This window comes from uncultured Campylobacter sp., from assembly GCF_937997405.1.
Taxonomy (GTDB): domain Bacteria; phylum Campylobacterota; class Campylobacteria; order Campylobacterales; family Campylobacteraceae; genus Campylobacter_B.
Window position 1 is genome coordinate 1 of the sequence record NZ_CALKTL010000072.1, and the last position, 19911, is coordinate 19911.

17 protein-coding genes, 1 tRNA gene and 1 pseudogene are annotated in these 19911 nt (G+C 49.1%); 13 read left to right on the top strand and 6 right to left on the bottom strand.

Annotated features, from left to right (window positions below):
- The first annotated feature begins 49 nt into the window (after positions 1-49).
- Positions 50-557, top strand: a pseudogene (locus Q0372_RS03525) (aminodeoxychorismate/anthranilate synthase component II).
- Positions 547-2127 carry a single-stranded-DNA-specific exonuclease RecJ gene (gene recJ, locus Q0372_RS03530; protein WP_298102622.1) on the top strand — a complete coding sequence of 527 codons (1581 nt, stop codon included), beginning with the start codon at positions 547-549 and terminating at the stop codon, positions 2125-2127. The pseudogene Q0372_RS03525 and the gene recJ overlap by 11 nt, the downstream one beginning before the upstream one ends.
- Positions 2128-2875: 748 nt before the next feature.
- Here the strand turns inward: recJ and Q0372_RS03535 are convergent.
- From Q0372_RS03535 to Q0372_RS03555, 5 genes are all read right to left on the bottom strand, one after another.
- Entirely contained in the window at positions 2876-3205 is a 330-nt protein-coding gene (locus Q0372_RS03535; RefSeq protein WP_298102625.1) for a cupin domain-containing protein, read from the bottom strand.
- Between the two features lie 66 nt (positions 3206-3271).
- Positions 3272-6367 carry an NnrS family protein gene (locus Q0372_RS03540; protein WP_298102628.1) on the bottom strand — a complete coding sequence of 1032 codons (3096 nt, stop codon included), beginning with the start codon at positions 6365-6367 and terminating at the stop codon, positions 3272-3274.
- Positions 6360-7049: an ATP-binding cassette domain-containing protein gene (locus Q0372_RS03545; protein ID WP_298102631.1), complete on the bottom strand. Its 690-nt coding sequence runs from the start codon at positions 7047-7049 to the stop codon at positions 6360-6362. The genes Q0372_RS03540 and Q0372_RS03545 overlap by 8 nt, the downstream gene beginning before the upstream one ends.
- On the bottom strand, positions 7049-7846 hold the full coding sequence (locus Q0372_RS03550; protein ID WP_298102635.1) for an ABC transporter permease subunit: 798 nt from the start codon (positions 7844-7846) through the stop codon (positions 7049-7051). The genes Q0372_RS03545 and Q0372_RS03550 overlap by 1 nt, the downstream gene beginning before the upstream one ends.
- Positions 7840-8799 carry an ABC transporter substrate-binding protein gene (locus Q0372_RS03555; RefSeq protein WP_298102639.1) on the bottom strand — a complete coding sequence of 320 codons (960 nt, stop codon included), beginning with the start codon at positions 8797-8799 and terminating at the stop codon, positions 7840-7842. Before Q0372_RS03555 ends, Q0372_RS03550 begins: the two co-directional genes overlap by 7 nt.
- A 192-nt stretch (positions 8800-8991) precedes the next feature.
- Between Q0372_RS03555 and ilvD the strand changes: the two genes are divergently transcribed.
- Positions 8992-10665, top strand: coding sequence for a dihydroxy-acid dehydratase (gene ilvD / locus Q0372_RS03560; RefSeq protein ID WP_298102643.1), 1674 nt, complete (start codon positions 8992-8994; stop codon positions 10663-10665).
- Positions 10666-11165: 500 nt separating this feature from the next.
- Here ilvD and Q0372_RS03565 read toward each other — a convergent pair whose 3' ends face one another.
- Positions 11166-12431 carry a 3-isopropylmalate dehydratase large subunit gene (locus Q0372_RS03565; protein WP_298102646.1) on the bottom strand — a complete coding sequence of 422 codons (1266 nt, stop codon included), beginning with the start codon at positions 12429-12431 and terminating at the stop codon, positions 11166-11168.
- A 97-nt stretch (positions 12432-12528) separates the two neighbouring features.
- Here Q0372_RS03565 and Q0372_RS03570 point away from each other — a divergent pair, with 97 nt between their 5' ends.
- From Q0372_RS03570 to Q0372_RS03615, 10 genes are all read left to right on the top strand, one after another.
- On the top strand, positions 12529-13053 hold the full coding sequence (locus tag Q0372_RS03570) for a nitroreductase family protein (protein ID WP_298102649.1): 525 nt from the start codon (positions 12529-12531) through the stop codon (positions 13051-13053).
- A gap of 5 nt (positions 13054-13058) precedes the next feature.
- Positions 13059-14381, top strand: coding sequence for an NFACT RNA binding domain-containing protein (locus Q0372_RS03575; RefSeq protein WP_298102652.1), 1323 nt, complete (start codon positions 13059-13061; stop codon positions 14379-14381).
- Positions 14382-14429: 48 nt separating this feature from the next.
- Entirely contained in the window at positions 14430-15194 is a 765-nt protein-coding gene (locus tag Q0372_RS03580; RefSeq protein ID WP_298102655.1) for a phosphatidate cytidylyltransferase, read from the top strand.
- Positions 15188-16273 carry a 1-deoxy-D-xylulose-5-phosphate reductoisomerase gene (gene dxr / locus Q0372_RS03585; protein WP_298102658.1) on the top strand — a complete coding sequence of 362 codons (1086 nt, stop codon included), beginning with the start codon at positions 15188-15190 and terminating at the stop codon, positions 16271-16273. The genes Q0372_RS03580 and dxr overlap by 7 nt, the downstream gene beginning before the upstream one ends.
- A gap of 187 nt (positions 16274-16460) precedes the next feature.
- The gene (locus Q0372_RS03590; protein WP_298102661.1) at positions 16461-17435 is read left to right on the top strand and encodes a DUF3137 domain-containing protein; all 975 of its coding nucleotides are present in this window, start codon (positions 16461-16463) and stop codon (positions 17433-17435) included.
- A 362-nt stretch (positions 17436-17797) separates the two neighbouring features.
- Positions 17798-17873 (top strand) — tRNA-Val (locus Q0372_RS03595).
- 217 nt (positions 17874-18090) lie between these two features.
- Entirely contained in the window at positions 18091-18351 is a 261-nt protein-coding gene (locus Q0372_RS03600) for a hypothetical protein (protein WP_298102663.1), read from the top strand.
- Positions 18352-18408: 57 nt separating this feature from the next.
- Entirely contained in the window at positions 18409-18990 is a 582-nt protein-coding gene (locus Q0372_RS03605) for a hypothetical protein (protein WP_298102666.1), read from the top strand.
- Between the two features lie 117 nt (positions 18991-19107).
- Entirely contained in the window at positions 19108-19524 is a 417-nt protein-coding gene (locus Q0372_RS03610) for a hypothetical protein (protein ID WP_298102668.1), read from the top strand.
- A gap of 101 nt (positions 19525-19625) precedes the next feature.
- Positions 19626-19904 carry a hypothetical protein gene (locus Q0372_RS03615; RefSeq protein WP_298102670.1) on the top strand — a complete coding sequence of 93 codons (279 nt, stop codon included), beginning with the start codon at positions 19626-19628 and terminating at the stop codon, positions 19902-19904.
- Positions 19905-19911 lie beyond the last annotated feature (7 nt).

Here is a 19911-nt window from a genome sequence, read left to right on the forward strand (position 1 = left end):
CAGCTTTTCCTATAACCTGTACCAGTTAATCGGGAGCCTCACCGGGGAGATGGAAGTCATTCGGAACGATGCGCTGACCGTCGAAGAAATCGCGGCAAAACAGCCGGAGGCGATTATCCTCTCGCCGGGCCCCGGCCGTCCGGAGGACGCCGGCGTCACGGTCGAAGTAATACGGAAACTCGGCAAAAAAATTCCGCTGCTCGGCGTGTGCCTCGGTGAACAGGCCATGTGCCTACGGCGGCAAAGTCGGCTATGCAAAGCAGCTGATGCACGGCAAGCAGTCGAGAACCGTGCTGGACACCAACAGTGTCTTGTTTCGGGGACTGCCGGAGCAGGTCGAGGTGGCGCGCTATCACAGCCTCGCCGCCGTCGAGGAGACGCTGCCGTCCGTGCTCCGCGTGACGGCGCGGACGGCAGACGGCGAGATTATGGCGATTGAACACAAGAATTATCCGGTCTACGGCGTGCAGTTTCACCCGGAATTTACCAGCCGTTTAGTGCGCCCAAATCCCGCTATTTTGGGCTTTATCGAAGCATCTATAAAAAATGCTAGGTAAAAATGAGATAAGGGAAATTTTAAAATCGAGATTTGCGGGCGATCGGCACAATAAAATTTCTGAAATTCCCTTACCTTGCGAGCTGAAGGATACCTATAAGGCGGCTTTGCGCATAAAAACTGCCATCGAAGAAAACCAGCGCATAGCCGTAGTCGGCGATTACGACGTCGACGGTATCGTAAGCACCGTCATAATGAGCGATTTTTTCAATCAAATAGGCGCGGATTACGTTATTAAGATCCCAAACCGCTTCACCGACGGATACGGGCTAAACAGCGAGATCATAGGCGAGCTTGAGGACGTTGATCTCATCATCACCGTAGATAACGGCACCTCCGCGACGGAGGCCGCCGAAATTTGCGCGCAAAAAGGGATCGATCTCATCATTACCGATCACCACATGCCTCCGCCCGTGCTGCCCAGAGCTTACGCGATAATCAATCCGAAGCAGCCCGATTGCACCTTCCCAAATATCGAAATTTGCGGCGCGCAGGTAGCGTGGTATCTCGTAGGCGCGCTAAAAGAAACCCTCGGCGTGAACTACGATATGGCAAGCTCGATGGATATCCTCATCATCGCCATAATCGCCGATATGATGGAGCTGCGCGACATGAACCGCGCGCTTTTGCGTTTCGGCATCAAGCGGCTAAATAGCTCGAACCGCGCCTGCTTCAAGGCGATCAAGGAGCATTATTTTAAAAAGCACTTCGAATTCGACGATATCAGCTACACGATCGCGCCGCTAATCAATTGCACGGGGCGGATGGACGATGCGACGATGTCGTATAACTTCCTATGCGCCAAAAATATCAGAGAGGCAAACCACTACCTAGAGACGATAAATTCGATCAACAACTCGCGCAAAGAGGAGGAGAAAAGCCTCTACGACGAGATCGTAAAAAGCGTCGATCCGAGCGACAACGTCATCGTCGTGTGGGGTCCGCAGTGGCACGAAGGCATTATCGGCATCGTCGCAAGCCGCCTAAGCAAGACCTACAAAAAGCCCGCGATCGTCTTTAGCGTAAGCGACTCGCACGCCAAAGGGAGCGCGCGTAGCATCGGTAAATTCGATATTTTAGAGCTGATCTCCTCGCAAAGCGAAATTTTAACGACCTTCGGCGGACACAAGGGCGCTGCGGGCGTGGGGATCGATCCTGCGCTGCTGCAGGAGTTTAAGCGGCGCGTAAATGAGCGCATTACGCCCAAGGATCTGAGCGATTTTAGCGCGCAAGACGATCTGCTGGGCGAGCTGGACGCGTCGCAGATAGACTTCGAGCTGCTTGAAATTTTAGAATTTTACGAGCCGTACGGGCAGAAAAATCCGCGCCCGCTCTTTTGTATCAAAGGCGCGCGCGCCCGCAATATCAGGGAGATCGGCAAGGAGGGCAAGCATATCAAAATGGCGCTTGACAAAAACGGAGGCAGCGTCGAGGCGCTGTTTTTCAACTACGACTTTTTGCCGCGCGCGGGCGAGCGGGTGGACGCGATCTTTACGATTAGCAAAAACAACTTCCGCGGCACGATCACGCCAGAGCTCATCATCAAGGAGCTGGTCCCGAGCGGGAGCTAGCTTCGCTGCGAAGCGGCTTGCAGCGTGAGGTACGGGTTAAATTTAGCGAGAAGAGAGTAAATTTGCTTGCTCTTGCGCTTTTGCACGGCAGCGGCAAAAGACCCGCCAGAAGCTTGCTTGCGCGTTGCGATCTTACGTCGCGGCGGCACATTTGGAAATTTAAAATTTAAAATTTAGGCTCACGGAGCACGTTAAATATGGTGCAAAATTTTAAAATTTACCTCACGTAATCGCGGCAGGCGGCGGATAAGTCGCGGTATTTTCGGATTTTAATATTTCCCCATGCTGCGCTTGAAACATCGCGGTTGTAAAATCTTAAAACAACATTCGGGCGCTTGGGATAAAAGTCGCGGAATATTTATAATTTGCGATAAATTTACGCTACGCGGCACGCATTCAGGCGCAATAGCACGCCGTTGCCTAAATTTTACAATTCAGTCGTTGCGTAAATCGTCGTATAGCATTAAACTTCCGCGCCGCAGTCGAGACGACGCGAACCGCAGCCGCACGGCATCGATAAATTTGCACGGGTCGTGAAATTTCACGGCGCACGCTCTGTCGAGATAATCCACAGGCGCGCATATTTGGCGCCCGTATCGCAATTTTGTAATTCGCATTCGCCTCCAAATTTAAAAAGGTGCGCGAATTAATGTAAAATTCACGCACCGCCGTTTCATACGATTGCTCAACAAAGACGTTTTGCAAATCGGGCTAAATTTTAAAATTTGACCCGCCCTAAACTCAGAGGCTAAAAAACCACTACTAAAAACCACTTAAACGGCGCGGGTGCCGAGATCGCGTGTGGCAAGCCCGCAGGCATGACGATACTTTGCCCCGCTTTTACGCGGTGCTTCTGCCCGTCGATCGTGAAATCGCCCTCCCCCTCAAGCACGTAAACGAACGCGTCGCCGTCTGATTTGTGCGAGCTGATCTCCTCGCCGCCGTCGAAGGCAAAAAGCGTCATATTCAGCGCAGGATTTTGCGCGAGGGTGCGCGAAACCACCTTGTGAGGGGCTACTTCGACTAGCGAAGCAAGCTCTACGGCCTTAGCGGGGTCGATATTTTTGATGTGTTGCATAAGCTCTCCTTGAAATGAAATTTGATCGATTGTAGCTAAAATTTAGCAAGCCCGCTTTGATGAGCATCAATCCGGATCCGCGCTGAAAGGATTTTTCAGAAAGATCGGGATGAAATTTATCAGATATAGCGCGACCGCGGCGATGAAAAGCGCCGAGGGGATCATCACGTATAAAACAAAGCTCTCGCCAGCAAAAACGGCTCTTAAGGCCCCCGCGAGTAGAGCCAAAACGAGCGCCGTGCGGCTTAGGCGCGGAAAATTTAACGGCGAAATTCCGCTGTGGCGCTGGCCTGCGATCATTCCCACAAAAAGTATCGCTCCGTAGATATAGCAGATCGCGATGACGTGCAGCGGCGCGGCAGCGTACCCCCCGCGGATCAGCGCCGCGCCCAGCCACAGGTATCCCGCCGCGCACGCAGCCTGCAACGCGTAGTAAAACGCCATATAGTGGCGGCTTAGAATTTCGACGTAGTGCAGCTCGCGAAGCTTCGCCAAAAACAAAAACCCGATACCAAGCGCGATAAATCCGCATGCCGCCTCGCTTAAAAAGGGCGTTGCGAGCGCCAAAGCGAAGGCGAGGAAAGCGGCTAAATTTTTGTAGATAAAATTTGGAATAAAAACGGCGTCCTTCAGCCCGCCCTCTCTTAGCGCTTCGTTGCCGATGACGACGCTTATGCGGTAGCTTACGACGGCGATTGCCGCGACGTTGATATGCACGAAGCTAAGCAAAAACTTCTCATCTCCGCTCGCGCCATAGGCCGCAGAGCAGGCGCAAAACGCCGCTAAGACCGCCAGGATGCTAAAATTATTCGAGTTTTTATCCAGCCACAAAAGCCGCGCCGCAAAGATGAAAAATACCGCCCAAAACAGCCCCACAATCGCCGCCGCGAGCCGTAAATTTAAAAAGCTTGCGATAAAAGCCGCGATCAGGCAGGCGGCAAAAGCAAGCGAGACGGGCTTTAGCGAGCCCTCGAAATTCGTCCAATCGGGCAGCGCGGTAAGCAAAAACGCCGCGTAGATGCACGAGGGCGCCAAAAACAGAAAATAAAATTTATGAGCGGCGACGTAATCGATCGCCAGCGCGTCCGGCGCTAAAAAGCTAAGCGCGCCCAGCGCCGCAAAAAAGCAGGCGCAAAGAACGAAGGCGCGCATCGGATGAGAGAAAAAATTCCTAGCGCGCTCGTCTTTAAATTTAGGCGCGTAAAAGCCCAGCTCTTCGCGCTTTCCTGCAGAGTTCGGCTCCGCTTGATTATCCTGCGTGGAATTAGCCTTAAAATTCCGATCGGAATTCTTGAGCTCCTGCGACGAAACTGGCTCTGTTTGGTTTTGCGTGGAGTTAGCTTTGGAATTCCGATCGGAATTTTTAGAGCTTTGCGAGAAGTTTTGAACAGAATTTGGCTCGGCGCTTCTTCCGTTTTGTGAGAAATCCCACGCGAAATTTTGATTTTTAAAGTTTTGCGCGGAGGCGGGTTTGGAATTTTGACTTTGATCGGAGCTTTTAACGCTTTGTAAGAAGCTTAGCGGTAAATTCCGTTCGGAATTTTTAATGTTCTGCGAGAAACTCGGTTTGGAATTTGGCTCGGCACTTCTGCCACTTTGCGAAAAACCCTGAGTAGAATTTTGATCGTAGATTTTACCGTTTTGCGGAAAGCTCGACAAAGAATTTTGATCAAAATTCTTGATACTTTGTAAAAAAACCTGAGCGGAATTTTGATTTTTAAAGCCTCGCACGGGCTCTGCCTCCGAATTGCGATCGGAATTTTTGGCACTCTGTGAGAGATTTTGCTCGAAATTTTGCTTGAAATTCTTAGCGCTCTGCGGGAATTTCGGCTCAAAATTTCGGCCCGAATTTCCGAAGCCTTGCATAGACCCAACTTCCCTACCGCGAGCGGAATTCCAAAAATTTTGTATAAAATTTAAAGCGGAAATTTTACAATTTTGCACGGGCTCGGCTTCCAAGCCCCGGTCAAAATTTTTAAAATTTTGTGTAAAATCCGAGGCACAAACTTTAGAATTTTGCGCAAATTCGCAATTTCTGTATCCGAGGCCGGGTCCGCACGGCGCACCAACCGCACTCTCAAAGTAAAATTCTCGCGCCGCGTAGATTTTACTTTCAAAGCCTAGTCTGCGCAGCACACGGGTTTCGCACCCAAAACTCGTCAAATTGTACGGACCGGCGCTCTTCTTGGCACCTTCGCCGGCGCGGATCTGCTTTTTTAAATTTACAAATTGCGAGGCGGCGAGGTTAAATTTCTTCAAATTTACGGGGCCAAAATTCTTAAAATCGCGCGCGTCGTGTAAATTTAAAAAATTCCGCACCGCACAAAACGTGCCTAGAGTGGGATTTTGCTCGCCGCCTAGCCCACTTGCATCGCAAAACAGCGAGCGGTAGGTGCTAAAAACGGCTTTTTGAGCGCTGGACTGCGCGCTTAATCCGCATACATCAAAACCGCAACGCGGAAAGGCGTCTCGGTTCGCGCCAAATTTGCAGTACAAATGAACGCCCCGCTTCGTGCCAACGCGACGCAAGCAAATGTCTGCATTGAAATTGCGCTGCGAGCGGACGCTCATACTAGATTGCAAACGATCGCTCGTGTTAGAGCTGCGTCGCAAACGACCGATCGCGCTGGGGTCGCGGCGTGAGTGGACATCTCGGTTTACGTCAACGCGCCGTAAGCAAGCGCTCACGCTAGAGCTACACCGCAAGTAAGTACTCGCGCTAGAGCCGCAGTATGTATCGCTGCTAAATTTCGTCGAATTTTGCGCTGTAAAACCCCAGCGCACTGCGCCGTTCAGGAGCACGCTCACGCTATAATCGCAGTTCGCACGGCTGCGCAGTCCGTATTTCGGCGTGATAAAACCGCAGCGCCCTGTATCCTGTGTGAGGCTGTGTCTGCCCGCGCCGACATCGATACATCCAGAACTCCGCAAAAGCTCGCGCCCGCGTGCATCCAGATCGTAGCGCCCGATGCCCCGAAAAAGCCCATCTATGCGAGCGCCGAGGTCGTCGCAGCTAGCGCCCGGCAAATGCCCGTAATTGCGCGCGCCCGGATCGCAATATGTACCAAAACCTCGTTCATACGCGTCTGAACCGCAACGTAAGTTTAAATTTCGTGCGGAACCTCCATGCTTGTGCGCATTAAAGATAAAATTTCTACTCATAATAGCTCACTCCCCTAAACTGCTCGCTTACCACGCGCTCTTCGTACCGCTCGTCGCGCGCGCTTAGCGGCTCGTCCAGGCTCACGACGCGCCTAAGCCCCATCCCCTTGGGCTCGAGCTCGATGATCTCGTGGCTTAGGCGTGCGGCCTCGAAGCGGTCGTGGGTCACCAAAAGGCAGGCAAGTCCCTCGCACTCGATCTTTGATACTAAAATTTCGATCAGCGCGCCGCGCAGATCGCGATCCAGACCTACAAACGGCTCATCAAGCAGAGCCAGATCGCAACCGCTAAGGATAGTGCGCAAAAATGCCGTGCGCTTTTGCATGCCGCCGCTTAGCTCGCGTGGGAATTTATTCAGGTCGCTCGGGCTTAGCCCGATCTTTGCAGCGAGGGCGTAAATTTCGCTCACGCCCGCGGGACTAAAAATTTCGATATTTTTAAGCGCCGTGAGGTTCGGTAGCAGGCGGTTTTCTTGAAACAAAAAGCTGATTTTTTTAAAGCCGTTTTCGATCTGCCCGCTTTTTTTATCCTCCAGCCCGCAGACCAGCCGCAAAAGCGAGGTCTTGCCGCAGCCGCTGGGGCCAAAAAGCGTCTTTACTTCGCCTGCGCGCAGCCGCAGTGAAAAATCTGAAATTATAACGTCGCGCAGAATTTCATAGCGCAGATTTGAAATTTTTAGCATCATCTGCTCCACGGCATTAGTAAAATTTCAAGCGGCTTGGTCACGAGATAATCGAAAAGCGCCGTAAAGGCTATGACCAGGCACACGTAGGCCATGACCTCGACCGTATCGATATTTACGCGCGCTTCGGCGATCTTTGCGCCGATGCCATCGTTCGCGCCCAAAAGCTCCGCCATCACAAGCACTTTCGCGCCGTTGCTAACCGCGACGTAGATCGCAGGAAGCAGCTGCTCGATTAGATGCGGCGCGTAGAGGTAGTGCAGCTTTTTTAAAATTGAGCTTTTGTAGCTGTCGAAAAGCTCGGTGTATTCGGCGCTTACGCTAGCCATCGCCTGCGCCGCGGACGCAAAAGTCATCGGCGCGACGACGATAACGACGGTAAAAAGCACGCTTTTATCGCCGAAATGAAACCAAAATATCGCAAGCACGATCCAGACAATGGGCGGCGTCGAAAGAAGCACGGTAATTAGCGGGTTTAAAAAGGCTCGCAGGCTTTTGAAATACCCCGCCGCAAGCCCGCTGCAAATCCCTGCAAAAAGCGCGAGGAAGGTGCCCGCAAGCGCGCGCTTAAGCGACAGGGCTAGATCGTTTGCGGCGAAATTTCTTAAAATTTCGCACGTCTTAAAAAAAACAGCCGCGGGTTCGGGCAGAATAAGCGGCCCGTAAGCCTCGCTGGCCACCTGCCAAAGGGCTATGAAAAAGCACACCGCCCCTAGGCTCGCAAAGCCACCCCACAGATAGTCTATGACGTAAAACGCGGGATTTTGGGCTTTGCGAATTTTATCGATTTTTAGCATAGAAAAAATTCGTCCTTAGGCATCGCGCCGCCGAGGAGCTTAGGGTTAAATTCCATCAAAATTTCATAAAATTTCAAAAGCTCGTCCTTGATCTCGCTAGGCTTTTTGACGCACAAATTCGACGTATCGATGCTCATAAATATCGCAGGCGGCGGCGCAGGGAAGAAATTTGTCCCGATCGCCGCGGCGCTTTGTTTGTTCGCTTTGATCCACGCAAGCGCGTCCGCTAAATCGGCATTTAAAATTTCAAAATCCGCCTTTTTTGCGGCGTAAAAATCGGTATCAGCGATGATGCCTGCTTGTGGGATTATGGGCTTTACCGAAAACGCCTGAGCCCACATATCGCTTAAATTTGCCCCTCGCTGTACGGCGATGCCCGATACTTTGCCCTTTAAGATCATGGCGCTTGCTAGCGGCTCGACCGTGATCGCGACGTCGTAGTCCTTAGCCAAAAACAGCTGCGCGCTCTCTGCGGGGCTGGCGGTGTAGTCGATGTTTAGCCCGCTAATGCCCTGCTTTTTCGCTATGGCTCGTACGATTATGTCTAGCATATCGTTTTTAAAAGGCATGACGATCTTTTTGCCTTTCAGCTGCGCAAATTCCGTTATCTTCTCGCCCTTACTCATCACGAAATTTAGCCCCTCGGTGAGGATATTTACCATACCGATCTTGCGCCCTTGATTTGCGAGGTTCACCCCCACGTTGCTAGGGCTCATCATGACCTTGTACTCGCCGCTTGCCACGCCCGCGCGCAGCTGATCGGGATCGCGCCAAAGCTCAAGCCTGGCGTCGTATTTTTTGCCGATCTGCCCCTGCATGCACGCAACACCGATGATGAGGCTAGGCATCGCGGGCGCGCCGTAGATAGCGAAGGCCTCCTTTGCAAAAAGAGGGCTAGCAAGCCCGCCAGCCGCCAACGCGGACGTTAGTTTTAAGAAATTTCTTCTTTGCATCTTCTCCTCTTTTCATTCCTGCCAAACGGCAAGATTTTGATAATCGATGTGCAATTATATCAAAAACAGGAGTGATTCGGTTTGATTAAGCTCAATAGTCCGGTTTTAAATTTTAATGCGCAAAATTCAAAACGTCCCGCAGCGGTAAAATTTTATGCTAAAATGGAGAAGATTTCAATTCAAGGACATAAAATGAGAAGCGACATCATCAAAAAGGGCTATACGCGTGCGCCGCACAGAAGCTTGTTAAGAGCGACAGGGCTAAAGGACGAAGACTTTGAAAAGCCCTTTATCGGCGTAGCAAACAGCTTCATCGAGATCATCCCGGGGCACTTTTTCCTCAACAAATACTCCGAAATTTTAAAAGACGAGATCCGCAAAAACGGCTGCGTGCCGTTTGAATTTAACTGCATCGGCGTGGACGACGGCATCGCGATGGGACATAGCGGGATGCTTTATAGCCTGCCTAGCCGCGAGCTCATCGCAAACTCGATCGAAACGGTGATGAACGCGCATGCTCTAGACGCTCTCGTCTGCATGCCAAACTGCGATAAAATCGTACCCGGCATGGTAATGGGCGCGCTTCGCGTAAACGTACCGACGGTTTTTGTTAGCGGCGGCCCGATGAAAAAGGGCTACACAAAAAAAGGCGAGCCGATCGACCTATCCACGGCGTTTGAGGCAGTGGGTAAATTTGAAACCAAAGAGATCAGCGCAGAGGAGCTAAAAGAGATCGAGTGCGCCGCCTGTCCGAGCGGAGGCAGCTGCTCGGGGATGTTTACGGCAAACTCGATGAATACGCTGTGCGAAGCGATGGGTATCGCGCTAAAAGGCAACGGCACGGTGCCTGCGCTTACGCCTGAGCGCGAGGAGCTTATCAGACAGGCGGGGCGACGAATTTGCCAAATCGCGCTCGATGAAAAATACAAAATCCGAAATATCGTGAACGAAAAATCGATCCAAAACGCCCTAGTAGTCGATATGGCGATGGGCGGCAGCAGCAACACCGTGCTGCACATCCTGGCTATTGCGCGCGAAGCGGGGGTAAATTTACAGATCGCAGGACTTAACGAGATCAGCCGAAAGATCGCTCACATCGCCAAAATCAGCCCTAGCCTGCCAAACGTGCATATGGAGGACATCGACCGCGCGGGCGGACTAAGCGCCGTGATAAATGAAATTTCGCGTCGCGATAGCGGGTTGCTTGGGCTAGACGCACTAACCGTAAGCGGCGAAAGCCTAGGCGAGCGCGTCGGAGCTAGCGTCATAAAGGACGAATCGGTCATACGCAAGGTCGAAAACGCCTACTCGCAGGTCGGCGGACTGGCGGTTTTGTTTGGAAATTTAGCCGAGCAGGGCTGCGTCATCAAGACCGCGGGCATCATCGGCGAGCGCAAATTTAGCGGCAAGGCCGTGTGCTTTAACAGCCAAGACGAGGCGATAGAGGGCATCTCAAGCGGCAAGGTAAACAAAGGCGACGTGGTCGTCATCCGCTACGAAGGGCCGCGCGGAGGTCCTGGCATGCAGGAGATGCTAAGCCCAACGAGCCTAATCATGGGGCGAGGTCTGGGCGCGGACGTGGCTCTCATCACGGACGGCAGATTTAGCGGCGCTACGAGAGGGTTAAGCGTCGGGCACGTGAGCCCCGAAGCCGCCGAAGGCGGCATGATCGGGCTGCTGCGAGACGGCGACATCATCGATATCGACGTGGATACGTATGCAATCAACGTGCGCCTAGGCGAGGCCGAGATCGCCGCACGCAGGGCTAAATTTAAACCGCTTGAAAAACCGCTGCCGTATCGCTGGCTGCGAATGTATCGCAAGCTAGTAACGAACGCTAGCAACGGAGCGATTTTGGAGGCGTAATGAGCCTCAAATTTTAAAACATGCCGCCGTAAATTTGAACAAATTTGCAGCTTTTGCTAAATTTACGCGCAGGCTTTCGGCGCTAAATTTTAAAATTTAACCTAAACGAACGCTCGGTACATATTAAGGTAAGCGCGAATGCGATATTTGTTTGAAATTTTACTTATTACGCAAACAAGCCGAGCGAAGCGGAAACCTAAATTTAAACTCTGCACGTCGGCGTTTTAAGCATGAGTTTTACTTTAGCGGCGTTTACTAGAGTAAAATTCCAAATTTACGAGATTACGCCGATAGCAAAGTTTGAAATTTTACAAAATTTCATTTGCAAGCGGAATTCTAATAGTGAAATTTCGTATATAACAGATAAAATTTCGCTGCAGAATTCCGAAAACTGTCCTTCCCATTTTTATACTCGCCAAGCTCTAGGACGCTACCGGAATTCTTCCGTTTATACTCAAAATTTACAAAGCGAGCGAAGTATAAATAAAGGCGGCTTAAACCTACAAATCCCTCGGATCGGCAATCTTGCCTGCGACGGCGCTAGCTGCGGCAACGGCGGAGTTTGCCAGATATACTTCGCTCGTTCTGTCGCCCATGCGGCCGACGAAATTTCGATTAGTCGTGCTTACGCAGCGCTCGCCCACGCCCAAAATCCCCATATAGCCGCCCAGGCACGCGCCGCAAGTCGGGTTGCTCACGACTGCGCCTGCCTCGACGAAAATATCCCACAGTCCCTCTTTTTGCGCGGCCAGAGCGATTTTTTGCGTCGCGGGCGTGATGATGAGGCGAGTTTTGCGCGCGACCTTGCGACCTTTTAAAATTTGCGCAGCGATCCGTAGATCGGAGAGCCTGCCGTTGGTGCAGCTGCCGATAAAAACCTGATCGACGGCGATATCATCGCGCACCGCCTCGCGCACGCTCTTGCCATTGCTAGGCAGGAACGGATACGCAATCACTGGATCAAGCTTGCTAACGTCAATCTCTAAAATTTGCTCATAGTTCGCGCCCTCGTCGGAGTAGTGAAATTTCGGCTTGGCGCGCAAATTTTTATCCGCCAAAAATTCCTTCGTGATCTCATCGACCGCGACGATACCGCTCTTGCCGCCCGCTTCGATCGCCATATTGCAAAGCGAAAATCTGCTATCCATATCCAGATGCTCCAGCGCGTCGCCGCAGAACTCCAAAGCCTTGTAGCGCGCGCCGTCCACGCCGATGAGGCGAATCACTTCTAGGATCAGATCTTTGCCGTAGATGTGCGGCGCGGGCTTGCCGTGAAAGACCACTTTGATCGTAGGCGGCACTTTAAACCAATTCTTGCCCGTTATCATCGCAAAAGCAAGATCGGTGCTGCCCATACCGGTCGCAAATGCCCCCAGCGCGCCGTGGGTACAGGTGTGGCTATCCGCGCCGATGATGACGTCACCGGGTACTACGAGCCCCTTTTCAGGCATCAGCGCGTGCTCTATACCCATATCTTTTTCGTCGAAATAGTTTTTCAAATCGTGCTTATAAGCAAACTCGCGTGAAATTTTAGCTTGGTTTGCGCTTAAAATATCCTTCGTAGGGATGTAGTGATCCATCACGATCGCAAAGCCGTCCGGGTTGGCGAGCTTTTTTGCGCCACTAAGCTCGAACTGCTTGATCGAAATAGGCGTCGTGATGTCGTTGCCGATGACCATATCGATGGCGCTTTCGATGATCTGTCCCGCAAAAACCGCCTCGCCTACATGCTCGCTAAAAATTTTCTCCGTGATCGTCTGCTTCATAAAATCTCCTTGGTAATGTTTAAATTTGCGCGATTTTAGCTAAAAAATCATAAATTTTTGCAATTTTATGTATAATTGAGCCGCAAGGAGCGAGACGATGGAAATTTTAGATATTTTTGCAAACCGCAGAAGTGTAAGAAAATACGCGCAGGGGCCGCTTGAGGACGAGGCGCTGGATAAAATTTTAAAAGCGGGTCTGCTTGCGCCGTCGGGGCATGCACGCCGCCCGTGGGAGTTCATCCTCGTGCGCGACAAACGGATGCTTGAGCGGCTAAGCGGATGCCGCAGCAGCGGAGCGGATATGCTAAAACAGGCCGCGGCCGCGATCGTCGTGATCGCAGATGAGCGGAAGCAGGACGTCTGGATCGAGGACTGCTCGGTAGCGCTGGGCTACATGCACCTTGCCGCAAGCGCGCTAAATCTTGGCAGCTGCTGGGTGCAGGTAAGGCTGCGCGCCGCCGCGGACGGACGCAGCTGCGAGGAGTTTTTGCGCGAGGCGCTGGGCTTTCCGCCAAATTTCAAAGCAGAAGCGATACTGGCTCTCGGAGTGCCGCAGCAGCGCCCGAGCCCGCATGATCTGCAGAAGCTAAATTTAAGCAAAATCCATAAAGAGAAATTTTAACGCGTATGAAGTATCAAAATTTAATTCAAATTTGCGAGTATCTACGCGCCAAACGCTTCCTTTCGCACATTAAGCGTGTAGGAGATAACCTTTTTAAAGTCTGCTTTGACGGCAACGAGACGCTGTTTTTTGATATGAATAAATCGGGCTGCAATATCCACGAAAATGACGCTTTTACCGAAGGTAAGGTTTACGCGGCGCCCTTTGATGTGCTACTTGCCAAGCGCTTTGTAAAATCGCGCATCACCTCCGTTAGCGTGCCAGAAAATAATAGAATTTTATGCCTTAGCGTAAGCCAAAACGCAAGCTACAAAACCCAAAGCTCAAATATCTACTTCGAATTTACCGGGCGTTTTACAAACGTAATAATCACCGATGAAAACGATGTGATTTTAGAGGCGCTGCGGCACTTCGAGACGGAATTTAGACAGATCAAGGTAGGAAGAAAGCTCCGCCATCTGCCGCCTGCAAATATTAAAGAAGCCCCCGTGCCAAAAATTTCGGACTTTAGAGCATTTTTTCGCGCGGAATTTAACGCGCTAAATGCGGATCGCTTAAACTCGCTCAAATCCGCAAAAATCACGGCGCTAAATAAAAAGCTAGACTCGGTGCGCGAGGCTCTAAGCTCTTTGCAAAGCAGTGCTGAACTACTGCGAAGCGCCGAGCTTTTAGGTGCGAAAGCCGCCTTGCTAAAAGAAAATATCTATAAAATTCCAACCAGCGCGCGAGAATTTACGCTGCAAAAAGGAGACGCCGAAGCGGTAGAATTTAAACTGCAAAAGCCTGCAAGCACCACTTTGGGTGAGCTTTACTCCGAGGCAAAGCGTATGCGCCAAAAGGCTGCTAATATCCATATCGAAGAACAAAATTTAAAGGAGAAACTCGCGTTTTATGAGAATTTAAAATCGCTCATTCTCGCCGCACAGGATGCACACGAGATCGAAATTCTAATGCCCAAGCGCACGCAAACTAGGCAAAAAAGCAAGGAAAAAAATAGCGAATATGTAGCGAACTTTTATCTAGGAGATTTTAAAATCAGCGTCGGGAAAAACGAAAAAGGCAATGAGTTCTTACTAAAAAATAGCTCCAAATCCGACTATTGGTTTCATCTTAAGGACATTCCAAGCGCACACGTCATCGTAAAGACAAATAAACAAAGTCTAAGCGAAGAGGTGATCGAATTCGCCGCTAAAATTTGTGTGAGCTTCAGTGCAAGCGGCAGCGGAAAATATCTCGTCGATTACACCAAACGTCAAAATGTCAAAATCAACGAAGGTGCTTTCGTAAACTACGTAAATTTTAAAACAATTAGCGTTTTAAAGCCGTAATAAGCGAGCTTGATGTATAATTCGTAAAATAAATTTTAAGGAAATTTTATGAAGCAAAGAATAATCACGGCAGGAATTTTACTCGCCGTATTTTTGGCTCTAATTCTCATAAACGCCAGGTGGCTAAATTTCGCCGTATTTGCGCTGATACTCGTGCTTGCGTTTTTTGAAAGCCTCAAGTTATGGGGTTTAGAGGAAACTAGCAAAAAGTGGCTTGCGCTGGCGATCGCGTTTTTTGCGCTGCTACCATTTACGCAGACCGATGAGCCATTCGTCTCAGCGCTAAAAGTTAGCATCCTAATGATCCTATGCGTCGCCTCTGTCGTGGCCTTTACCAAGGGCCCCAGCCTAAAGATCACACTTCCTTTCATCTATCCCGTTGCGCCGATATTTTTTATGTGGGCGGCTTATGATGATTTCGGGGAAGTTTTTCACTTCGTTTGGCTGATCTTTATTATCGTAGCTAGCGATAGCGGCGCGTATTTTATCGGTAGAGCCTTCGGCAAAACTCCGCTAAGCGCCAGCTCGCCAAATAAAACCGTAGAAGGCGTACTAGGTGGTCTTGCGCTCGCGCTTATCGTTAGCCTCATTTATGCGCGCATCTTTACCAATATGCCGCCACTTGAAATTTTAGGAAAAACCATCATCATAGCAATTTTTGGCGTGTTTGGCGATCTGTTTGAGAGCTACCTAAAACGCGCGGCGGGTCTCAAAGACAGCGGCGCGCTCTTTCCCGGACACGGCGGGATCTTAGACCGCATCGACGGCTATATGTTCGGCGCGATCGCGATGGCGATAGTCTATTCATGGTAGTTTTAGGCTCCACGGGCTCTATCGGTACAAACACCCTAGACGTAGCCGCGCGCAGCGGCAGTATGATCGAAGCGCTTAGCTGCGGGCGCAATATCAAGCTTCTGAACGAGCAGATCGCAAAATTTCATCCAAAGCTCGTCTGTATCGCGGACGCGCAGCAGAAAAGTGAGGTAGATCACGAGCGCGTATTTTGCGGCGCGGATGGAATTTTGCAGATGCTTGCGGAGTGCAAAAGCACGACCGTGGTAAACGCTCTCGTAGGCTTTGCTGGCATGATGCCCAGCCTAAAAACCCAAGAGCTCGGCAAAAGGCTCTGTCTAGCTAACAAAGAAAGCCTGGTCGTCGGCGGGAAATTTCTGCAAACGGATAAAATTTACCCGATCGATAGCGAGCATTTCGGACTGAAATTTTTGCTCAGCAATGCCAAAATCCCCGTTTCGCGCCTAATCATCACGGCTAGCGGCGGCGCATTTTACGATGTGCCGCTAACGCAGCTGGGCTCGCTCACGCCGCAAAACGCCCTAAAGCACCCCAACTGGAAGATGGGCGCGAAGATCACGATCGACAGCGCCACGATGGCGAATAAGCTCTTTGAGGTGATCGAGGCGTTTTGGCTCTACGGCACGCGCGAGATCGATGCGCTTATCGAGCGCACCTCGCAGATCCACGCGCTAGTCGAATTTGCAGACGGCTCCACGACGGCGCACATTAGCAGGGCCGATATGCGCCTAGCTATCGCGCACGCGATGTTTGGCGGCGATGTACGGGAGCAGATCACCGCGCCCGTAGATCTGTGCACCCTGCGACCGATTGAATTTAAGCCGATCGACGAGATGAAATTTCAAATTTTTGCCCTCAAAGACGCACTGTTAGCAAACCCCGATCTCGGCGTCGTCATCAACGCCGCAAACGAAGCGGGCGTAAATGCGTTTTTGCAGCAGCGGTGCCGCTTCACCGACATTGCGCGCGTCGTGCTAAAGTGCGCGGAGAAATTTAACTCGCCTAGCGTGACGGACGCGGACGCGCTTATGGCGGTGGACGCGAGCGTGCGAGCGTATGCAAACGAACTGCTGAAATAAATTTTTTAATCACGGGATTTATGCTACAATTTGAGCTTGGCGGCAAATTTCACTGCGCACGGCTCGCGCAAGTAGCCGTAAAATTTAGCGGCTCTAAAACAGCGCGCACCTATTACGCCGTATCGGGCGCAGATTTACGCTGTGCCGCGAGTTTGCGCCATTAAAATTTAACAAATAGAGGTTGGGCGTGGATATTAAAACCGTAATAGATTTAGAAAAGCAGCGCAAGCAGCTTAAGAAAAGTCGCAAGCTTTGGAAAATTTTAAGTTATCTCGTAGCGTTTGCGGTATTTGGTCCGATGCTCGCGCTCGCATTGATAATCATCTTTCGCAATTTTCCCAAGCTCGATCTCGGCGTAGAGAGTTTATTTCTTTTGGTTACGTCTATTTTAGCAATAATCGGCATGCAGGACAAATTTTACGAGTGGATTTTCGAGCGCAAAACCGAGCGGTTTGTGCTGCGATACAAAGAGCTTTATCTCAAGCCCTATATCGAGAGCCTGGGCTTTTCGTATAAAATGGGCGCACTTTTTCAGGAAAAAGAGGTGAGGCAGAGCGAGATATTTGACGGATTTGATAGATTTCGCGCGGACGATCTGGTTTACGCAAGCGCGGACGGAGTGGATTTTATGTTTTGCGATATAAGGCTGGAAAAGGAGACCGGCAGTGGAACTTCGTCGTTTTTTAAAAAGAGTTACACTACATTTTTCGAGGGGCCTTTTTTTGTGGCAAATTTTAATAAAAAAATTGGCTCCGATGTTTTTGTTTTTTCGGGCGCGGCGGCACCCACAGGCATAGATTTGCCGCCGTCTGCACTACCGCGCAAGCTATGGAGCAGCCGCAAAATCCCGATAGATAACGCGGACTTCAATGCAAACTTTTCGGTTTATGCAAGCGATACGGTAGCGGCTATGTATGTCCTGACGCCCGCGCTGATGGAGAAAATTTTATCTCTTAAACAGCTCGTGAAATCGAATATCTCGCTGAGCTTCAAGCAAAATAAAATTTACATCGCGATAGCTCGCGGCACCGATAGTTTCGAGCCGAGCTTGGATCAGCCGATACTCAATGCTCGCATCGCAAAGGATATCAAAGCTGATCTGGACACGATGCTGCAAATCGTAAAAATTCTAAGGCTGAATGAAAAAATTTGGACGTCTTAGCCGGGCGCAAGGCGGAGCGAGGCAAGCGAGCAAAACAAGACAGAGTAAAGCAAGGCGAGCAGATGAAACGAGGCGGGGTGAAGCAAAGCGACTAGATAAAACAAAGCGGGGCAAAATAGGCTGCTGGGGCAAAACACGCGAATCCCGCGCGAACGCGATAAAATTTCACGCGGAATTGCAAAATTTTAGTAATGAGATGAAATTCCACGCGGAGTTGTGGCAAGATCGCGAAATTCTGCGCAAAATCTCGACGGCGTTTTACGTCGCGGCGAAATCTTGTATAGAATTTCGGCGGAATTTTACGAAAAGTTAAAATTTGCTTGCTATTGAGAGATTTTTTTGATATACTGGCGTTTCTTTTTGGCCCCGTAACTCAGTTGGTAGAGTGTCACCTTGACATGGTGGAAGTCGTTGGTTCGAGTCCAATCGGGACCACCACTTAAGCCATCTTTAAGTTTCAATCGGGACTTAAGTTGTTCAAATTTTAATCCACTTCATTTTCGCGCACCACCTGTCTTAAATTTAGTTATTCCGACCTCTTTCATTTTTATTTTAGATATAATTTTTCCAGAAATACTATGAGATCGATTAATCGATCAATGAGATGAATTTTTATCGGCAACCGATTAAATTTAGAAAGGAGTATCGGCGCTATATGGGACAGTATGTTATAAAAACATTAGACTATTGCGCAGAAAAGGGGCTGCAGCTACAATGGGAAAAGGACTTCGCAATCTCCGTCAATGCTTTAGGAAACGAAGTTACTATAAGGGCAAATAAAAGCGGACTCATATCTCTTGCCAGGCATTTGCTTACTTTAGCGCAAGATTCCGTGCCGAAACATTCGCATATACATCTGGATGAGTATAATTCGCTTGAGGAGGGCTCGGTGGAACTTATATTGGAGAAAATATGAACATAAATAGCATCAATATAGATGGAAAAAGTTATTATACTCCGCAATCAAAGGGGTTTGGATCATACTCGACCGCGCTCGATGAATAACGGCGTAGTGCGCAAAAGGAGAATAAAATCAGTGCTACCGAATAAAATTTATATTAAAGACGATCCTCTAACTATCGATGAGGAACTTATGGGGCATGAGTATCATAAATTAGATATTAAAATTCTAGAAGACAAAAAGCTTGTGGTCTTGGGTTTTACTACGAATTTGGCTATGTATTATTTCGCAAAAAACATTTTAACATTCTCGTATAATGAAAGGGTCTCATACCTAGAACTTTTCCCTTATGAATATTGGGCGGGAGGAGCGCGATTTGCAAAAAATAGCGCTCAATTATGTATAGATATAAAGGAATTTATTAAAATAGACGAAGCGGAGTGCTGCATAGCGGACGATATGGACAGGTATAAATTTGAGCTGGATTTTAAAACATTCTACCAAAGCGTTACATTTTATTTCCCTAGTACGAAGGATTACATAAATTTCGCTAAATATCTGCTAAGTATGAGTATCTACAATAGAAAAAATAGGGTAAAATTTTATAGCGAAGATTATACATTGATTTTGCAATATTCCAGGTTTGTTATATGAGAAATTTCGAACTATCAAAAATAAAATTTATCTCTCATAAAGCTAAAATTTAAGGATCGGACGGTATGGCGCAAAACACGATGAATAAAGCAAACCATAACGAAAAGGAGCAACGCAATGCTAGATAGAATTGCCGCTTTTTTGACAGGCATAATGTGCTTCTTATATCTTATAAATTTTACGGCACATAAACATGTAAAGATAGGCGTAAAGATAGGCGAGAAATATATTAAATTTGATGATGCAGGTAGTTTATGGATATTGCCCGCAATCGTATTTTTAATAGCGGGTATTTACGGCTTTTATTTTGCCTTCCACTCTGAAAAGAGTATAAAAAGATACCCGGAGTATATGTGGTGTGCAGACTGCGGCAAATTTTACCGATACGAGGACGTCAAAAACACTGATCAAATTTGCCCGGACTGCGGCAAAAAGCTTACGGAGTATAATGACGGCGACTACTGGCGAAGAAACGCTCCTCATCAAGGCGCTAAAACTCCGAAGATCAAAAAGCGTAAATTTAAAAAGAGATGAAATTTGATTTGTTATACGAGGAATATATAAAAATGCTAAATAGAATTTTTGCATTAATCGGCTTTTTTGCTTTTTTCGCATGGGGATTAACGGCTGTTATATTGGGGGAAGTTGATATAAAACCCGGCTTTATGGCATCGGTAGAATTTGATAGTGCATATCTGCGTATAATAATTGGAATTTTATGCTTTGCGGCGTGCGCCTTCTTTTTATATCTCGCCTTTCGCTCCGAAAAAAGCATAAAATATTATCCTAAATTTATGCGCTGCAAAGGGTGCCTTAAATTTTATAATTTCTCGGACGTTAAAGATAAAAGTATTTGTCCTAAATGCGGAGGCGAACTGCAAGATTATGCCGAGATAGAAAATCGGATCAAATAGAAAAGAA